Origin of the sequence: Embleya sp. NPDC008237 (assembly GCF_042956465.1) — a bacterium.
Taxonomy (GTDB): Bacteria; Actinomycetota; Actinomycetes; order Streptomycetales; family Streptomycetaceae; genus Embleya.
This window is the reverse complement of record NZ_JBIBGL010000018.1, coordinates 17,332-35,299: the sequence shown is the minus strand read 5'-3', so window position 1 is coordinate 35,299 and position 17,968 is coordinate 17,332. Positions and strand designations below refer to the sequence as shown.

General features: G+C 72.7%; 13 protein-coding genes and 1 tRNA gene. 8 read left to right on the top strand and 6 right to left on the bottom strand.

Going from position 1 to position 17,968, the window contains the following annotated elements:
* Positions 1-113 precede the first annotated feature (113 nt).
* On the bottom strand, positions 114-1,259 hold the full coding sequence (locus ACFZBU_RS36785; protein WP_391588089.1) for an acyl-CoA dehydrogenase family protein: 1,146 nt from the start codon (positions 1,257-1,259) through the stop codon (positions 114-116).
* Between the two features lie 699 nt (positions 1,260-1,958).
* Positions 1,959-3,854: an asparagine synthase-related protein gene (locus tag ACFZBU_RS36780; protein WP_391588088.1), complete on the bottom strand. Its 1,896-nt coding sequence runs from the start codon at positions 3,852-3,854 to the stop codon at positions 1,959-1,961.
* A 673-nt stretch (positions 3,855-4,527) separates the two neighbouring features.
* Here ACFZBU_RS36780 and ACFZBU_RS36775 point away from each other — a divergent pair.
* Positions 4,528-5,874: an MFS transporter gene (locus tag ACFZBU_RS36775; protein WP_391588272.1), complete on the top strand. Its 1,347-nt coding sequence runs from the start codon at positions 4,528-4,530 to the stop codon at positions 5,872-5,874.
* A 97-nt stretch (positions 5,875-5,971) separates the two neighbouring features.
* Here the strand turns inward: ACFZBU_RS36775 and ACFZBU_RS36770 are convergent.
* A tRNA-Met gene (locus ACFZBU_RS36770) sits at positions 5,972-6,045 on the bottom strand.
* A gap of 308 nt (positions 6,046-6,353) precedes the next feature.
* Here ACFZBU_RS36770 and ACFZBU_RS36765 point away from each other — a divergent pair.
* The 6 genes from ACFZBU_RS36765 to ACFZBU_RS36740 all read left to right on the top strand — a co-directional run bounded on the left by ACFZBU_RS36765 (position 6,354) and on the right by ACFZBU_RS36740 (position 14,630).
* Positions 6,354-7,784, top strand: coding sequence for a cytochrome P450 (locus ACFZBU_RS36765; protein WP_391588087.1), 1,431 nt, complete (start codon positions 6,354-6,356; stop codon positions 7,782-7,784).
* An 82-nt stretch (positions 7,785-7,866) separates the two neighbouring features.
* Entirely contained in the window at positions 7,867-9,141 is a 1,275-nt protein-coding gene (gene lhgO / locus ACFZBU_RS36760) for an L-2-hydroxyglutarate oxidase (RefSeq protein WP_391588086.1), read from the top strand.
* A 146-nt stretch (positions 9,142-9,287) separates the two neighbouring features.
* Positions 9,288-11,507, top strand: a complete 2,220-nt coding sequence (locus ACFZBU_RS36755; protein ID WP_391588085.1) for an FGLLP motif-containing membrane protein — start codon at positions 9,288-9,290, stop codon at positions 11,505-11,507.
* 54 nt (positions 11,508-11,561) lie between these two features.
* A complete protein-coding gene (trmB, locus tag ACFZBU_RS36750; RefSeq protein ID WP_391588271.1) occupies positions 11,562-12,248 on the top strand; it encodes a tRNA (guanosine(46)-N7)-methyltransferase TrmB in 687 nt (228 codons plus the stop codon).
* 140 nt (positions 12,249-12,388) lie between these two features.
* Positions 12,389-14,101, top strand: coding sequence for a PrsW family glutamic-type intramembrane protease (locus ACFZBU_RS36745; RefSeq protein WP_391588084.1), 1,713 nt, complete (start codon positions 12,389-12,391; stop codon positions 14,099-14,101).
* Positions 14,102-14,141: 40 nt separating this feature from the next.
* A complete protein-coding gene (locus ACFZBU_RS36740) occupies positions 14,142-14,630 on the top strand; it encodes a YcxB family protein (protein ID WP_391588083.1) in 489 nt (162 codons plus the stop codon).
* 264 nt (positions 14,631-14,894) lie between these two features.
* On the opposite strand, the gene ACFZBU_RS36735 is transcribed toward ACFZBU_RS36740, so the two are convergent.
* Entirely contained in the window at positions 14,895-16,589 is a 1,695-nt protein-coding gene (locus ACFZBU_RS36735) for an MFS transporter (protein WP_391588082.1), read from the bottom strand.
* A gap of 141 nt (positions 16,590-16,730) precedes the next feature.
* Here ACFZBU_RS36735 and ACFZBU_RS36730 point away from each other — a divergent pair, with 141 nt between their 5' ends.
* The gene (locus ACFZBU_RS36730; protein ID WP_391588081.1) at positions 16,731-16,934 is read left to right on the top strand and encodes a hypothetical protein; all 204 of its coding nucleotides are present in this window, start codon (positions 16,731-16,733) and stop codon (positions 16,932-16,934) included.
* 79 nt (positions 16,935-17,013) lie between these two features.
* Here ACFZBU_RS36730 and ACFZBU_RS36725 read toward each other — a convergent pair whose 3' ends face one another.
* Positions 17,014-17,304 (bottom strand): hypothetical protein, encoded by a 291-nt coding sequence (locus tag ACFZBU_RS36725; RefSeq protein WP_391588080.1) that lies wholly within the window; start codon positions 17,302-17,304, stop codon positions 17,014-17,016.
* A 111-nt stretch (positions 17,305-17,415) separates the two neighbouring features.
* Positions 17,416-17,955: a nuclear transport factor 2 family protein gene (locus tag ACFZBU_RS36720; RefSeq protein ID WP_391588079.1), complete on the bottom strand. Its 540-nt coding sequence runs from the start codon at positions 17,953-17,955 to the stop codon at positions 17,416-17,418.
* Between the last annotated feature and the right edge of the window lie 13 nt (positions 17,956-17,968).

The window sequence follows — 17,968 nt, the reverse complement described above, 5'->3', positions numbered from 1 at the left end:
CGGATGTCGAGTTGCCGCGCTCGGATGTCGAGGCTCGGATGGCACGTGCGGATGCCTCGTTCCGCCGCCCTGCTCCGATGGCCCTGTTCCGATGCCGTGTTCGGATGCCGTGTTCAGATGCCGAGGGAACGGCCGATGATTTCCTTCATGATCTCGTTCGTCCCCCCGTAGATCGATTGCACCCGTGTGTCGATGAACGCCTTGGCCACCGGGTATTCGAGCATGTAGCCGTATCCGCCGTGCAGTTGCAGACAGCGGTCGACCACGCGCTTTTGCAGGTCGGTGGTCCACCATTTGGCCTTCGAGGCGGCGACCGCGTCCAGCTCGCCCGCGATGTGCTTCATGATGCAGTCGTCGACGTAGGTCCGCGCGATGTCCAACTCGGTGTCCATCTCAGCCAGTTCGAACCTGGTGTTCTGGAACGATCCGATCGGGCGGCCGAACGCGGTGCGTGTCTTGACGTACTCCAGGGTGTGCGCGAAGACCGTCTCGGCGCCGGCGACCGCCGCACTCGCGATGCCCAGGCGTTCCTGCGGCAGGTTGTTCATCAGGTGGTAGAAGCCGCGATTCTCCTCACCGAGCAGGTTGTTCACCGGCACCCGCACGTCGGAGAAGAACAGTTCGGCGGTGTCCTGCGCCTTCATCCCGATCTTGTCCAGGTTGCGCCCGCGCTCGAAGCCCGGCATGTCCCGCTCGACCACGATCAGGCTGATCCCCTTGCTGCCCTTGGCCGCGGGATCGGTCTTGGCCACCACGATCACCAGGTCGGCGTTGATGCCGTTGGTGATGAAGGTCTTCGCGCCGTTGAGCACGTAGTGGTCGCCGTCCCGGATCGCGGTGGTCCGCACTCCCTGGAGGTCGCTGCCCGCGCCGGGTTCGGTCATCGCGATCGCGGTGATGATCTCGCCGGAGCAGAAGCCGGGCAACCAGCGCTGCTTCTGCTCGTCCGTGGCCAGGTCGTTGAGGTACGGCGCGACCACCTCGTTGTGCAGGCCGAATCCCACCCCGGACGCGGCCACCCGGATCAGTTCCTCGGACAACGTCGCGAAGTAGCGAAAGTCGGACACCCCGCCGCCGCCGTAGCGCTCGTCCACGTCGATGCCCAGCAGTCCCTGCTTGCCGGCCTTGAGCCAGACCGAGCGGTCGACGATGCCGTCCTTCTCCCACTGGTCGTGGAACGGGACCACCTCACGCTGAAAAAACTCACGCGCGGATTCGCGAAAGGCGATGTGCTCGGGTTCGAGGTGCCGGTCCCTCATGTGCGTGCTCCCCCTGCGGTCAGCGGTGTCGCGGTGGATCGAGCCGGATCGGACATTCCTACCGGTCGGTAGGTGCCACGCTCGCATGCTAGGTGCGCACCGGAAGCGGATCAAGGCCCGGGGGTACGCGGGCGTGGAACGCCGGGCGGAAACGTCCCCGGCCGCGTTGCGCACGAGGACCCCGCCGGGGAGAGGCCGAGCGTCCCGGGGCAAGGCGCAGGCGAGTCGTGGTGCGGCGGGTCGCACGTCCGCTCCGCGCCCGGGGTTCGATCCGGTGCTCCGCATCCGTGTCGCTCGCCCGCTACGCGGCCGGCCGTGCCCTGTTCGGCTCGGCCGACTCGGGCTCGGTGGGCCCTATCCGGCCCGCCACCCCGCGCCTGCCGCCCAGGCCGCGCCATGTGTCCGTCCAAGCGCGACCGGCCCGGCCTCGCCAGGCCCGATGCCGGGCCCGGGAAGCACGAAGCCGCACCCGCCGGGCTGCGCACGCCGGCCGGGCAGGCCCACGTGGCTCGTCGTGGCCCGCCGGCGCGGATGCCTCGTGGCACGGAAGGCCCGGTGGCCGCGCAACCGAACGTCCCGGCAACCCGGCACCCGGCAACCCGCACCCGGGCAAGCCGCGTGGCCGCGGGGCTTGCCCGGTCGGGGTGTCGGTCCGTGCTCGCTGTCGGCCGGCCCGTGTCCGGCGGATCTCGGCGGGGCCTACGCGACCGCCGCGATGCGTACGCCCGGGGCCGAGCTCGGGGTTGCGTCCCAGCGCATTACTCGGCCCTCCCAGACGCCGCGCAGCCACAGTTCGGCCGAGACGATGTCGGCGAGGGCGCCCAGGGGCAGGTCGGGGCCGGTGGCGGTCGGGTCGCCCTTGCTCAGGTTCGGGCCGCCGATCGCGTGGTCGAGGGTGCGCCGTACCTCGACCGGGTCGAGTACGCCCAGTTCGGCGAGCAGCGGGTCGGCGAACAGGTCGCGCAGCACCCCGGCGTTCAGGCGCAGGCCGCGTCGTTCGGCCTCGGTGTAGTCGGCCCGGTGCACGGTGCCGAGGGTGTGTCGCGGGATCAGCCCCTGTACGGCCGCGGTGAGCAGCGCCCTGGGGCCGTCGTCCCGATCCCGTGCCCAGGCCGGCAGCGACAACCCGGCGCGCACCACGGCGGTGTCCAGGTAGGGCGCCTGGACCCGCACGCCGATGCGCTCGGCGAGTTGTTGGCAGGCGCGTTGGCGTTCCGCCGCCCGGCGGACCGCGACCCATGCGGCGCGGTCCCCCGGACGGCCATGGACCGCCGGGTCCGCGGCGACGACGGATCCGGCGGAGACCACCGACTCGCCCGCGAGGCGGCGCAGCGACACGGCGAGACGGCGGCGCATGTCCGGCGTCGTCCAGACCGCCGTGGGGGCCGCGGAACACCACGCGATCGCGGCGGCCGGGCCCGCTTCCACCCGGCCGGAGCCCGCGAAGACCTCCGCGAGTTGGTCGAGTGCCTGGGGGAAGGTGGTGCGGGCGACCCGGTTGGCGGTGCTCGCGAGGTCGTGGCCGCGCATGCCCAGGTTGCGCGCCCAGGTGCGGGCGTGCCGGGCGGTGGTCAGCCGGCGACGGTCCATGGCCAGGTCGGCGAGGTAGGCGAGCGGGGTGCCCAGCACCGCGTCACCGCCGTAGCCGGTGATGTGCATGTCGATGCCAGCGTCGCGAATGGCGTTGAACGTACGGGTGGTTCGGGCCATGCCGATCAGCGAGAAGCCGGGTTCGTCGGGCATCACGGCGCCGCTGAGCACGTCCTCCAGGCCGGTGTAGGGCAGGTGGTCGACGTCGCCCGGGACGATCAGGTGGCGCAACCGCGCCGAGCGGGCCACGATGTCGGCCGCGGACTCCGGGTCGCCGGGGGCGCACGGCTCGGCCCACGTGACCGCGATCAGGTCGCGCGATTTGGCCATCGCCACCGAGCGGGCGCCCAGCAGCGCGAGCACCGCCGAGTCCCGTCCTCCGGACAGATCCGCGCCGGGGCGCTTGGATCCGGCCACTCGGCGGCCGACCGCGTCGGACAGGGCCCGACCCAGTGCGTCGGCCGCGCCGGGGAAGTCGAGCGGGGAGCGGTGCTGTTCGTAGAGCCGCACCCGGGCCACGCCGTGCGCGACGTCCAGGGCGTGGCCGGGTTCGAGCCGGTTCACCCCGGCGAACATCGAGCGTCCGGAGACCAGTTCGGGCACGTCGGGGCAGGCGAGGCGGGCCGCGAAGGCCTCGGTGTCCAGGCCGGCGCGGGTCAGGTCGGCGAGCGGGAGTGCGTGCGAGGCGTAGACCACGCCATCGGCCGGCTCGGTGTGGAACACCTGGCGGACGCCCGCGAGATCGCCGAGCACCACCGTGCGCAGGCCGGTGCGCAGCACCACGTGGTAGCTGCCGGCCCACCCGGTCAGGTGTCGCAGCGCGCCGCCTCGGGCGACCGCGAGTCCGACCTCCAGCTCGGCGTCGGTGGCGCCGCACACGCCCAGTACCGCCATCCGCATCCCGCCCCGGCTGACCACCCGGACCTCGTCCGCGGGCCAATTCCCCACCAGCCACAGCGGATCGGAGCCGTCCCACAATGTCCTGGCCCCGGTCGGCCGGGTCACGCTCCGACTTTCGGACGCCCCTGCGAACCAGCGCATCTCGACCCCCTTCGGGTTACGGCCCCGCGCACATCACCATGGATACCGGCCGTACGTGCTCCGACGTTTCCATGGAACCAAGGTTAGGCAAGCCTGAGTAGAGCGCATCCGACGGCGCACGGGGACACGCACCCGGCGCATGGTGCCTTTTGACCGTGCCTGCGTACTGACGCGGCGTCAAGTACGTTCTGTCAATGATTGCGACCCGGCCTTGGCGATGGCTTGGCCAAGGGTTGCCCGGCAGCGGCCGCGACCGGGAACGACGCGTGGAATCGGGTCGCGAGACACCCGGGATTGGCGAATATCTCCCTTACCGCGGGTGGCCGGTCCGGTTACGCTGAGGCGGACGGAGGGTTGCCTTTGGGGGCAAACTATGCGCGGCAGTCCCAAGCAGGATCAGTCGGGGCGTTCGGGCCCCGATGACGGGGGCCGGGAGGTTCCCGATCCGGGGGTAGTGAGCGGAGGCGTCGGCGCCGGGTCCGACGGCTCCTTCGGCGACTCCCCGGCCGGCGCCGACCGGGCGTCCCCCGAGCGCCCCTCCACCCTCCACGCCTACCCCGACCAGGGGCCTGCGGAGCCCGCCGACACCCGTCCCCGGCCCCCGCGCGAGCGCGGACCCAACGGCCGGCTCGGCGAGTTGCTCGGCGTCGCCGGGGTCAGCAATGCCGGACTCGCCCGCCGGGTCAACGATCTGGGCGCCCGGCGCGGACTCTCGCTCCGTTACGACAAGACCTCCGTGGCCCGCTGGGTGGGCAAGGGGATGACTCCACAGGGCCCCGTGCCGCACCTGATCGCGGCCGTGCTCGCGGAACGCCTCGGCCGCCCGGTGCCGCTGGAGGAGATCGGCCTGGACGACAGTCGGCCGGTGGATCCCGATCTCGGTCTGGCCTTCCCACGCGATGTCGGGGAGGCAGTTCGCACCGCCACCGACCTGTGGAGGCACGACCACGTGAATCGACGCGAGTTGCTCGCCGGGACGTTCGCCGTCACCGCCTACGGCACGCCGATGGCCCGCTGGTTGATCACCCCCGCGGACGCCCGCGCCGAGCACCGCGGCACCGGGCCGCACGTGGGACACAGCGATGTGACCAAGCTGCGCGAGGCGGCCGAGGAGGCCCGGCGCTGGGACAGCAAGTACGGCGGCGGCGACTGGCGGGCGTCGATGGTGCCGGAGTGTCTGCGCTGCGACGCGACCCCGCTGCTGCGCGGCAGCTACCACGACGACGTGGGCCGCAGGCTGTTCGGCGCCACGGCCGAACTCTCCCGGCTGGCCGGGTGGATGGCCTTCGACACCGGTCAACACGAGGTCGCGCAGCGCTACTACATCCAGGCCCTGCGGCTGGCCCGCGCGGCGGCGGACGTACCGCTCGGCGGCTACGTGCTCGCGTCGATGAGCCTGCAGGCGACCTACCGCGGCAACCCCGACATCGCGGTCGACCTGGCCCAGGCCGCCATCGAGCGCAACAAGGGCATCGCGACCTCCCGGGTGACCGGCTTCCTGCACCTGGTCGAGGCGCGCGCCCAGGCCCGCGCCGGCGACGCGGTGGGCTGCGGGCGCGCGCTCAACGCGGCCGAGGCACACCTGGAGCGGGCCCGCCCGGGCGACGCCGACCCGGAGTGGATCGACTTCTTCACGTGGGACCGGCTGTGTGCGGACGGCGCCGAGTGCTATCGCGACCTGGGCGTGCCCGAGCGCACCCGCTACTTCACCGTGCAGGCGCTCGCGGGCCTGCGCGGCGAGGCGTACCAGCGCTCGCACGGACTGCGGCTGGCCGTGGGTGCGCAGGCGGAGTTGCGCGCGGGCGAGGTCGAGTCGGCCTGCGCGACCGGCCGGCAGGCGCTGGAGATCGCGGACCGGGTGCACTCGTCGCGCAACGCGGCCTACCTCAACGATCTGATGATCGGCCTCAAGCCGTACGCCGACGTGCGCGCGGTCAAGGACTTCACCGAACGCGCCCGGCTGGTCGGCGGGATCACCGTCTGAGCCGCACCGGACCGTCCTCGGCCCGGCGAACGACCTCGGTGGATGCCACCGGAAACGCCACAGGCCCGACATTTTCATGTCGGGCCCGTGATCCAAGTAGCGGGGACAGGATTTGAACCTGCGACCTCTGGGTTATGAGCCCAGCGAGCTACCGAGCTGCTCCACCCCGCGTCGGTAGACCCAACTGTACGCCATCGCGACCGCGCCCACGACCAATTACCGCGACGGCCGGCCGGACCGGCCGCGGGAGACCGGGGACGGGGCCCGCGGGGAGCGAGGACCGGGCAGCCGGGCCGGAGACCCGGGCCGGTAATCGATTCCCCTACGGGAAAAGGCGGTTCGTGTCCGATTCGCACCGGTGGCAGACGGCCGCGGGCACGATATGGTTCCGGGCCGTAGAAGGGGCGGGTCGCCCACCGGGGCGGGCCGACGTGCGCCGGCGACAGCCGTGGCAGCGGCAGAGCGGGATGTGTCCTGAGATGACCGAGAGATCCGGCTGCCCGTTCGTGGCCCTGTCCGGCCCACGTTTCGAGACCGACCCGGCCGGGTTGTACCGCGAACTGCGCGAACGGCACGGCCCGGTGGCGCCGGTCGTGCTGGACGGCGGCGTGCGGGCGTGGCTGGTCCTGGGTTACGCCGAACTCCTGGCCGTGCTGCGCGATCCGGACCGGTTCTCGCACGACTCGCGATTGTGGCGCGACCGGAACGAGGGCTTGGTCCCGGCCGATTGGCCGCTGTCGCCGATGGTCGAGTACCGCCCCTCCGTCCTGTGCGCCGACGGCCCCGAACACCGAAGGCGCAGCGCGGCCGTCGCACAGAGCCTGGGCCGGGTCGATCGGCGGGCGCTGCGCGGCGAGATCGAGCACATGGCCGATTCGCTGATCGACACGTTCGTCACCCGCGGCGAGGCCGACCTGCTCACCGAGTACGCGCAGCGCCTGCCGCTGTTGGCGATGGGCCGGATGGTCGGCATGTCCGCTCCGGACGGACCGGACCTGGTCCGGGCGATCAACGGAATGTTCGACGGCGGCCCGGAGGCGCTCGCGCATCAGGCGGCCTTCCACCGCATGATGACCGACCTGGTCGCGGCCAAGCGGATCACGCCGGGCGCGGACGTCACGTCCTGGATGATCGGGCATCCCGCCGGGCTGACCGACGCCGAGGTGATCGAGGACCTGCTCGTGATCACCCCGACCGAGCCCACCGCCAACTGGATCGGCAACGCGCTGCGCATCCTGCTGACCGACCACACCCTGCACGCGTCCCTCACCGGCGGCCGCCGCACCACCGACGACGCACTCGACGAGGTGTTGTGGCAGGACCCACCGATGCAGAACGCGGCCGGCCGCTGGGCCACCGGGGACACCCTGCTCGGCGGCACCCTGATCCGCGGCGGCGACTTCCTGCTCCTGGGCATCGCGGCCGCCAACGCCGACCCCGCGGTCCGCACGGCGGGCACCGAACTGACCGGGAACCGGGCCCACTTGGCCTGGGGCGGCGGCCCGCACATGTGTCCCGCCCAGGACCACGCACGCCTGATCGCCAAGACCGCCGTGGACACGCTGCTCGACCGGCTGCCCGACCTGCACCTGGCCGTTTCCCAGGACGCGCTCACCTGGCGCGCCTCCCCCTGGATCCGCGCCCTCGCCACACTGCCGGTCGCCTTCACCCCCGACCGCCCGATCCACGGCGGCGCCCCCTGGCCGGCCCCCTCCCCCCGGCCGGTCCCGACCCCGGCACCGGCTCCCACGCCGCCGACACCTTCGCCCGAGCCCGCACCCGCGCTCGCTCCGCCCGTGCACCCGGCCCCGATCCCGGTCTCGGTCCCCGAGCCCACGCCCGAGCCCGACCCGGCACCGGCCACATCCACCGCGTGGTGGTCCCCGGCCAGGTGGCGCCGCGGCCGGTGACGGCGGACACCCTCGGGCAAGCCCGTCCCGGGCCCGGGTCGGGCAGCCTAGGGTGGGTCCGAGGCCGGACGGAGGTGTGCTCATGACGTTGACCTACGACGTGGTGGTGATCGGCGGCGGGATCGTCGGTCTGGCCACCGCATACGCGCTCACCGAACGCGACCCCAGGCGCACCGTTGCCGTGGTCGAGAAGGAGACCTCCTGGGCGGTCCACCAGACCGGCCGCAACTCGGGGGTGATCCACTCCGGCCTGTACTACCGGCCGGGCAGCCTCAAGGCCCGCTTCGCCGTCGAGGGTGCGCGTCGGATGACCGAATTCTGCGCCCGGCACGACATCCCGCACGATGTCCCCGGGAAGCTCGTGGTCGCCACCAGCGTGCATGAACTCCCGCGACTGCGCACGCTGTTCGAGCGCGGCCTGGCGAACGGCGTGCCGGTCACCGAGCTGACCACCGAGCAGGTTCGCGAACGCGAGCCGCACATGTTGTCGGTCGGCGGCCTGCACGTGGCCTCCACCGGCATCGTCGACTACGCCGACGTGTGCCGGACCCTGGTCGACCTGCTGCACGAGCGCGGCGTCGCGCTGCGCACCGGTGCGGAAGTCGTCGACCTCGCCGTGCACCCGGACGAGGTGGTCGTGCAGACCCGGCTCGGCGAGTTGCGCGGGCGGGTCCTGGTCAACTGCGCGGGGCTGTACAGCGATCGGATCGCCGCGCTGGCGGGCGATCCGCCGCCGGTGCGGATCGTGCCGTTCCGCGGCGAGTACCACGAACTGGTGCCCTCGCGCCGCGGGCTGGTGCACGGGCTGGTCTACCCGGTGCCCGATCCGGCCTTCCCGTTCCTGGGCGTGCACCTGACCCGGGGCATCCACGGCGACGTGCACGTGGGGCCGAACGCGGTCCTGGCGCTGCGTCGCGAGGGCTACTCGTGGTCGCGGATCGCGCCGCGCGAGCTGGCCTCGACCCTGGCCTACCCGGGCCTGTGGCACATCGCGCGCCGGCACTGGCGGTACGGCGCGGGCGAGTTGTTGCGCTCGGTGGCCAAACCCGCGATGGTGCGCGAGGTGCAGCGGCTTCTCCCCGAGGTCACCGCGAACGACCTGGTCCGAGCCCCGGCGGGAGTGCGCGCACAGGCCGTCCGCCCCGACGGCGAACTCGTCGACGACTTCCTGATCACCGGCGGCCCGCGCACGATCCACGTGCTGAACGCGCCCTCGCCCGCCGCGACCGCGTCGCTGCCGATCGGCGACGAGATCGCGGCTCGGGTCGCGGAGCGGCTGGGGAGCGCCTTCAACCCCGCATCGGACGCCGCGGCGTCCGGTGCCGTGCCTGGGCGTGCCGGAGAACCCCGCGCCTAGGCCGTGTCCGGCGGTTCGCCGGGGGGCGGCGGGCGCGGTGCGGGCGTCGTGGTGCTCGGCGAGGTGAAGGCGCGCCCCAGGGGCTCTGGCCGACCGCCGAGCCCTTGCGCGATCATGGTCGCGGACCGGCCGATCGGGGGACTGTCGTGGCCATCAATCCCGCTGTACTGCGGGCCCTGTTCGTGGGCGCAGCCGTGCTCGTGGTGTGCGGGCTGCTCGGCGGGTTCGCGCCCGCCCGCGCCGACACCCCGGGCGCCCGGCTGGTGATCTCGCCGGGCGGACAGCTGCGTCCCGGCGACGCGGTCACGCTCCGGGGCTCCGGGCACACCGGATGTCCCACCGGTCGGGTGGACGTGATCGGGTACGACGCGCGGTTGCGCACGAACGTGCTGGGCACCGACCGGTTGATCGCGGCGGACGTACCGATCGACCCCGCGCAGGACCACGGCTTCACCGTGCGCTTCACCCTGGACCCACCCGTCTACGTCGGTGTCCAGGGCTTCCGCACGGTGTGCACGAACCGGGGCCGAGAGGTGTTCCCGGCACCGATGGCCCAGACCACGTTCGACTATCCGCAGGCCGAGCCGGGCAACCCGGACGGCTTCCCGGCCCCGGGTCCGCCGCCGGCGAACCTGGCGAGCCGACGGCTGGTGCTCGAACCGGCCCGGCCCACACCCGACGGCTTCGTCACCGTCTGGACGAACCTGCGCTGCGGGCCGGCCACCGCGACGCACAGCGGCGGACTCTTCTGGGACGGCCGCTTCGTCACCACGTTCTACGCCCCGGCCGAGCCGAACGGGCCGCAGGCGCTGATCGAGTACCAGCCGCTGCGCCTGCACGTCCCGCAGACTCCCACCCGCGGCGCACACCGGATCACCGTGTCCTGCCTGTCCGATTCCGCCGAGTTCGGCGTGGTGGACGCCGGCGTCGTCCTCGATGCCGAACTCACGCTCCCGCCCGTCGCGTTCGGCCTCTCCACCGCGCGGGCCGGCGGCGGCGACCGGATCCGTGCGACCGGATCCGGTTTCACCGGTTGCGCCGCGGCGACCGGCGCCACGCCCGCCGAGCTGGCGATCCGCCGCGGCGACCGGGAGCTGGCCCGGGTCCCGGTCGGCCCGGACGGTGGGGTCGACGCCGAGCTGACCGTGCCCGCCGGGTTGCCCGAGGGGCCGGCCGAACTGACCGCGGCGTGCGCCACCGAACGCCTGGACGGCAGCGTGCGGCTCGCGTTCACCGTGCTGCCCACCCGGCAGCCGGCCCGGGCCGTGCCCAGCGGGGCCGCCGACCGCGCCGAGTCCGCGCGCGGCCTGCCCTCCCCCGGCGACCTGCTCGACCACCCCGCGCCGCTCGCCGGCGCGGGCGTCGGCGCCGTGCTCGCCCTCCCGCTGGTGGGTTTCGCCGCCGAGCTGTTCAACAAGACCGTGGAGGAGAACCGGGGTCGCATCCGTCGCCGGCTGCGACCGGGCGCGGCCCGACCGCGTTCGCTGCCCCGGGCGCCGCGGCTCCAGGTACTCGCCTTCGTCCTGTTGTCGGCGCTGGGCACGGTCGCGGTCGAACCGAACGTGGCCCTGGACACGAGCACGTCCGCGCTCGCCCTGTCCCTGCTGATCGCGGTCCCGCTCACCGTGCTCGCCTACGCGGGCGTGTCCGAGGCGTACCGCCGGCACGTCTCGCGGGTCCGCGCCTTCCCGCAGCTGATCCCCGGTGCCCTGGTGGTCGCCCTGCTGCTGGGCACCGGCTCCCGGCTCGCGCACCTGGTGCCGGGCTACGTCTACGGCCTGTTCCTCGCCTTCACGCATGCCGGCCTGCGCCGGATCTCCGCGCGCGAGGACGGGCGGGCCACCGCGCTGGGGGCGTGGACGCTGGCCGGGGTGGGCCTGAGCGCCTGGGTGTGGCGCATCCCGGTCGAACACGTGCTCGCCGGCGACGACAATCCGGCCTTCGGCTGGGTGCTGGCCGAGAACGTGCTCACCCAGACCTATGTCGCCGCGGTGATCGGCCTGGTCTTCGGCCTGTTGCCGGTGCGCTTTCTGGACGGCCACCTGCTGTGGCGGTGGAGCCGCTGGGGCTGGGCGGCGGTGTACGCGGTCGCGGTGTTCCTGTTCCTGCTCACGCTGCTCGACCCGACCGGGGTGAGCACCGGGGCCACCCGGGGGATGTGGTTGCGCGCGGCGTGGCTCTTCGGTGCCTTCCTGGTCGCGTCGGTGCTGTTCTGGGCGGTGTTCCGGCTGCGCCCGGCAGCGCCGCCGGGCCCGCCGTGGGCACCGCACGTGCCCGTCGGAGCGACGCTGCCCGGTCCGTCGGGCCCGCCGCCGCCGATGCCCGGGGTGCCCCCGACGATCGGCCGTCCCCCGGATTCGCCGTAAAATCCTTGTCTTGTGTCCCCTCTTCCCGGCGCCTCGACCGCCTCCGGCGTCCCGATCACCGATCGCCCGATCCGTCATCTCGCGACCGTGCGCAGCTTCACTCCGCGGCGCGGCCGGGTCACCCTCGCCCAGCGCGACGCGCTGGATCGGCTGTGGGAGCGCTGGGGGTTCGACGTCGCGGACCGTCGGCTCGACCTGGGCGAGCTGTTCGGCGACGACCGCCCGGTGGTGCTGGAGATCGGCTTCGGCATGGGCGAGGCGACGGCGGCGATGGCCGAGGCCGACCCGGGCACCAACGTGCTCGCCATCGACGTGCACACCCCGGGCCAGGGCAGCCTGCTGCACGACGCCGAGCGCCGCGGCCTGACGAACATACGGGTGGCCAACGGCGACGCGATCGAATTGCTTCGGGACATGTTGCCGCCGGCCTGCCTCGCGGGCATCCGGGTCTTCTTCTCCGACCCGTGGCCCAAGACCCGGCACCACAAGCGCCGGCTGATCCAGCCCGGCTTCGCCGCGCTGGCCGCCTCGCGTCTGGCGCCGGGCGGGATCCTGCACTGCGCGACCGACTGGGCGCACTACGCGGAATGGATGCTCGAAGTGCTCTCCGGCGAGCCCGAACTGGTCAACACCGTCGACGGCTACGCTCCCCGACCGAGCTGGCGGCCGGTCACCCGCTTCGAACAGCAGGGGCTCGACAAGGGCCACGAGGTCGCGGATCTGCTCTTCCGGCGCCGCTGAGCCGGGCACCGGCTCGAACCCGGCCCCTTCCGCGATCCGGCGGCGCGTACCGACCCCGGTCGGACCACCGATACCGACCACGTCACAGCCGACCCGAGAGAGGGGCACCGCGCCGCCGCGCGGCGTTATCGTCACCCCATATGGACGCATCGCAAGGACCCGACGCGCCGGCCGGTCCGGTCCCCCCGGACCGGGCCGCGTACGAGTTCGCCCTGTACGAGCCCGGACCGGTCGAGAAGTCGCGGCTGCGCACGCTCGCGGCGAACCAGACCGCGCGAATAACCGTGCTCGTCACCGCGCTGCTCGGCTGTGCCGTCACGGTTGCGGTCATGCTCGGCGACACCATCGGCGTGCAGGGGCTGCTCGTCGGCGCGTTGTTGGCGCTGGTGCCCGCTCCGCTGGTGGTGAGCGCGATCGTGTGGCTGGGTCGGGTGCGGCCCTTGCCGTGGAAGAGCCTGCTCTTCGCGTTCGCGTGGGGTTCGTGTGCGGGTGCGCTCGTGGCGCTGCTCGCGAACAGCTGGTCCTTCGACAAGCTGATGGACCTCAAGGGGGAAGAGGACGCCGAGCTGCTGGGGCTGACCATCGTGGCGCCCGTGGTCGAGGAGTGCGTCAAGGGACTCGCGGTCCTGCTCCTGTTCCTGACCATCCGGCAGAACTTCCGCGGCGTCCTGGACGGACTGATTCCGGCGGCGGTCAGCGCGGCGGGTTTCGCGTTCACCGAGAACATCCTGTACTTCGGCCGCGAGTTCGCCGCGAGCGAGGACAGCGGCGACGGGTTGGGCACCACGTGGGGCACCTTCATCGCCCGCGGCATCATGTCGCCGTTCGCCCACCCCCTGTTCACCTCGATGATCGGCCTCGGCTTCGGCCTCTCACTGGCGGTCCGCTCCCGACCGGCGCGGATCCTGCTCCCGCTCGGCGGCTACGTGTGCGCGGTCGGGCTGCATGCGGCCTGGAACGGCTCGGCCACCCAGGGGCTTGCCTTCCTCGGGGTGTATTTCCTGGTCATGATGCCGATCCTGGGCGGGCTCGTCTGGTACGTGGTGATCGTGCGCCGGGACCAGTTGCGCGCGGTCGAGGACGAGTTGCCGGGATACGTCGCGGCGGGCTGGTTCCGACCGCACGAGCCGCTGCTGCTGTCCTCGATGGCCGACCGCTCGCGCGCGCTGCGGACCGCGAAGGCCATGCTCGGCCCGGCCGGGGCGGCGCGACTGCGCGCGTATCAGGCGGACGCCACGCTGCTCGCCGAACTGCGCCGGCGGGCGAGCCGCTCGCGCAAGGGTCCGGCCCCGGAGTACCCGGAGCAGGAGCGCGAGCTGCTGGATCGGGTCTGGGCCGCGAAGCCGATCCTGAGCCGGGTGATCGACCACACGATGCCCTCGCCGAGGTGGCGCTACATCAAGCCGCCGCCCGGGTGGGCGCCGGGGATGATGCCGTTCGGCCCGCCGGGTACGGCGCCGTACGGGGCCGCGCCGTACGGGGCAGCGCCCTACGCGGCCGCGCCGTACGGGGCACCGACCGGCTGGGCGCCACCGCCGGGCACGGCCGCGTTCGGCCCGCCGCCCGGGTGGCTGCCGCCGGGTCGGCATCCGGAGGCGCATCCCGCCTGGGGGCCTCCGCCGCCCTACGGCGTGCCCGCGCCGTGGGAGCCGCCTCGGCACGCGGCCAACGGGGCGTGGAGCGGTCCGCCCGGCCAATCCGGCGCGCCGTGGGGTCCGCCCCCGGCGTCGGCCGCCGGCGGCGTGCCCGCGCAGCCCGGACCGCTGGGCCCGCCCGCGTGGTACGCCCGCCCCGGCGACACCCCACAACCACCACCGCCCGAGGCGACCCCCACGGAACCGCGGGAGCCGTAGCCGTAGCCGGCTCGGGCGGGCCGCGTGCGACCATGGCCGGGTGCATATCTCGACCACCTACGTCCCGACCGAGGCCGATATCGCGGAGGGCGTGCTCGCCTTTCGGCGTGGTCTCTTCCGGGGCCTGCTCGGGGCCGGGGCGGTGCTCTCGGTGCTGGGCGTCGTCCTGGTGACGAAGGCGCTGCTGTCCGGTACGACCGTGTTGTGGCCGCTCGCGTTCCTCGGTTTCGGTGGGGCGATGCTCGCGCTGCGGTTCTGGGCGCCGATCCAGGCCGCTCGGCAGAACAAACACATGCACGGCGTGCCGTGTGAGGTCACGCTGACCGACGAGGAGTTCACGACCACGCTCGGCGGCAGTCGCAGCACGACCCCGTGGGACACCTTCCGCAAGGTGCGCCGGGTGGACGCCCAATGGATCTTCGAGTTCGGCCCCACCCAGGCGATGACCATTCCGGACCGGGTCTTTTCGGACGCCGAAAACCTCGAACTGGAGACGTTTATCCACAGCCGGAGCCGGGCAGCGCGCTGATCTTCCACAAGGAAGATCCACATCCTGTGGAAAACCTGTGGGCAAAGGCTTTCGGCGTAACACGGTGCTCGAAATGGTGAGAGTCGATGCCGATTCGACCTGATCGGGCTCGTTTATCCGGTTGCCTGCCCGCTATTGGCTTTCATCCGTTCGGCATTCCCCGCATTCACCACAAAGGCGACCCCTCGCGGGGTCGCCTTCGGGTGTCTCGGATCGCCCGCCTCCAGCCCGCCTCCACCACGGACGGTGTGGACGGACGCCCGGTCAGCGCCGGGTGCGGACCGGCTCGTCGCCGCCCGCGGCGGCAAGCCCGGCGGGCTGCGCCCGCGCGCCCGTCCCGGTCTCGGTCCGGATCCGCTCGCCCGTCTCGATCCGCGGCTGCGGCTCGTCCGGCGCCGCCGCCATCCCCGCCTCGGCCTCCGACTTCGCCCGGGCCTCCGCATCGGCGGCGACCGGTACCCCGCGCAGCAGGACGGTGGCGACGACCGCGGCCAGCGTCAGCAGGACCGCGCCGCCCAGGGTGGCGTACTGCATGCCGTGTGTGAAGGCGTTCCGCGCGGTGTCCAGGAGTTGCTCACCGGCCCCACCCGAGATCCGCCCGGCCGTCGCGCTCGCCGCCGCCAGCGTGTCGTTCGCCGCGTGCATCGCGTCGGCGGGCACTCCCCGCACGGTCGCGTCCCGCATGTCCCGCCCGTACACCGCGTCCGCGACGCTGCCCAGGATCGCGATGCCCAGCGCCCCGCCGAGTTCACTGCCGGTCTCCGAGGTGGCCCCCGCCGCACCGGCACGCTCCGGCGGCGCCGCGGTCAGGATCATCTCGGCGGTGAGCGTGGTCGCGATCAACACCCCGGCGGCCACCAGACCCGCACCGACCAGGACCAGCACGAGCGGCGAGTCCGGTCGGGCCGAACTCATCACCAGGAAGCCGGCCACCGCCAGGAGCAGCCCCGCGCCGATCAGGAATCCGGGCCGCACCCGCTTGGCCAGGATGCCGGACACGGTGAGCGCGACCATGATCCCGGGCATCACCGTCAGCGACCACAGCGCCGCTTCCAACGGTCGCATGCCGAGTACGAGTTGCATGTACTGCGTGTTGAACAGCGCGGAGCCCAGCATGGCGATGCTCGCGATCACGTTGACCGCGATCGAGGCGCTGTAGGCCCGATCGCGAAACAGTTCGAGGTCGATCAGCGGGTCCGCGATGGTGCGCTGGCGGCGGACGAAGAGGAAGCCCACGACCAGGCCGACCACGATGGCGATCAAATAGCGCGGGGCAACACCCTCGGCCGCGATCTCCTTGATCCCGTAGATCACGGCGAGCACCGCCACCAGCGAGAGGCCGGCGCTGATCAGGTCCAGTCGACCGGCGGCGGCGTCCTTGAACTCCGGGAGCAGGAACGGGCCGACCGCGAGCAGCAGCACCATCGCGGGAACGTTGAGCAGGAACGCCGAGCCCCACCAGAAGTGGTCGAGCAGCAGGCCGCCGGCCACCGGGCCCAGGGTGGCGCCCGCGGTCAGGGCGGCGGTCCACACCCCGATCGCGGTCCGCCGCTGGGCCGGGTCGTGGAACATGTTCCGGATCAGCGCCAGCGTCGAGGGCATCAGCGTGGCGCCGGCCACGCCGAGCAACGCGCGGGTGGCGATCAGCATCTCGGCACTGTTCGCGAAGGCCGCGGCCACCGAGGTGGCCCCGAAGGCCGCCGCACCGATCAGCAACAACCGGCGCCGCCCGATCCGGTCGCCGAGCGCGCCCATCGTGATCAGCAGGCCCGCGAGCAGGAAGCCGTAGACGTCCATCATCCACAACTGCTGCGGAGCCGTGGGTTCGAGGTCCTCGCTGATGAACGGAAGCGCGAAGTACAGCACGCCCATGTCCATCGACACGAGCAGGAGCGGGAGGAGCAGGACCGTCAGGGCGATCCATTCCTTGCGGCCGGCCTTGGCCGTGGTGGAGGTCATGGCAGGAACTGTACGAGCGTATAAGACAGCTGTCTAGGACGTTTGTATAAAAAGTTCGGCGCGGGGTTCCCACTCCCGACGCAACGGGTAGTCGGGGTCGGTGCGGGGGCACCGACCCAGTCCCGAGCGAAGGACGGCCAGATGAGTGACGAGCGCATTCCCGTGAACGAGATCCCCGAGGGCGACCGGCCCCGGATGGACCTGCGCAGTGGCGCCGAGACGCCCGTCGACCCGGAGGACCTGGTGCTTGCGGAGGGCAAGGATCTGACCGAGAAGAACATCGAGGAGGCCCGCCGTCGGCTGGCCGAACAGGGTCCGGCCGCGGTCGAGCGCATCGTCCCCTGACCGCAAACACCCCGCGGGGCGCGGCGCCGATCCCGGTGCCGCGCCCCGCCCCTGTCCTGCCGGAACCGCTATGCCCCGATCAGCGGCCGGTGCGCCGCCGGGCACGCATCTCGACCGGCCGGACCTGGTAGACGCCGCGGTCCCGGTCGTGCTGCTCCTCGGCCACCTGGAGCGCGATCAGGATCTCCAGCGCGCTCCACGCCATGCCGAGCATGCCCAGGCCGACGAAGAGCATGGCCCACACCCAGAACCAGGTGTGCGCCCAGACGCCGAGCAGTGCGACCATCGCCGCGACGATGGTCAGCGCCAAGAGCACGCCGGTACGCGCGGCCGCGTTCCTCGCGCCGTCCGGAAGCCTGTCGCGCGCCATGGCCGACCTTCCTGCCGCCGAGTGGGCAGTCCGCCGCCGAGTCGGCGGTCGGTCGCCGAGTCGAGTCGAGCGGCCCGCCGCCGAGTAACCGGTTGCTCCTCGCCTGCCCCGTCAAACGCCGACGGAACCCGATCCGCCCGGCTCGTCCGAGGATCGATGGAATTCCCGCCAGGTCTCCCAGATGGCGGGCACCGTGCCCGAACCGAAGGAGCGCTCCGGCCAGTTCGCCGGCGGCAGCCCCGCGGGGTTCGCACCGACGTTCGCGCCGTACCACAGGTCGTGCCTGCGACGGGCGAAGTACCACACGCCGTCCCGCCGTTCGTACACGTCGCGGTACAGGATCGCCTGGTGCAACCAGCGCGGCCCCTCCTGGATCTCGGCCTTGCAATACACGTGTCCGGTCGCGTGGTCCGCGTCCAGCAGATCGATCACGTGCGTGCCGACATTGAGGATGGTCACCCCCAGCGGGGCCAGTTGGGCCGCGAACGCAACCCGCAGTGCGGCGCGTCCGTGCTCTTCCCGACTCACCCGCACGTCGGGCACGAACAGCCCGCACAGCGCGTCCAGGTCCCGGCTGTCCAGGGCCAGCGCGTAGCGCGCGGCGAGTTGACGGATCTGTTCGTGGGCCGGCAGCCGCTGTACGTCGTCCATGAACCGACACCTT